The 597-nt window shown below is 45.9% G+C and carries 1 protein-coding gene; it reads left to right on the top strand.

All coding sequences use genetic code 11. The features are described 5' to 3' along the window. On the top strand, positions 1-597 hold a 597-nt coding region (locus tag R7Q11_RS27785), incomplete at both ends, for a DEAD/DEAH box helicase (protein WP_405532565.1).

Below are 597 nucleotides of genomic sequence, written 5' to 3'. Positions count from 1 at the left end.
CGGTATGGTTCTAAATGCAGGCCAAATCGCAGAGATGCGCACGGGGGAAGGTAAAAGTCTAACGGCAACTCTTCCTGCTTACCTAAATGCACTTCCTGGTAAAGGCGTACACGTTGTTACGGTCAACGACTACCTCGCTAAACGTGATGCGGAGACAAACCGTCCGCTATTTGAATTCCTAGGTATGACGGTGGGTGTTAACGTGCCGAACATGCCTCCTCAAGAGAAAAAAGAAGCGTACCAAGCTGATATTCTATACGGAACAAACAACGAGTTTGGTTTCGATTACTTGCGCGACAACATGGCTTTCCGCAATGAAGACCGTGTTCAGCGCGAACGTTTCTTTGCTGTGGTCGATGAGGTGGACTCAATCCTTATCGATGAAGCTCGTACTCCTTTGATCATCTCTGGTCCGGCAGAAGACAGTTCAGAACTTTACACTCGAATCAACCTGCTTATCCCACACCTACAGAAGCAAGATAAAGAAGATTCTGAAGAGTACCGTGGCGATGGTCACTACACTGTTGATGAAAAATCAAAACAAGTTCACTTGACTGAAACGGGTCAAGAATACGTAGAAGAGCTATTGGTTAAAAA

It is taken from the genome of Vibrio sp. 970, from assembly GCF_033339075.1.
The sequence above is the reverse complement of the archived record's forward strand: the minus strand, read 5'-3'. Positions and strand labels throughout refer to the sequence as shown.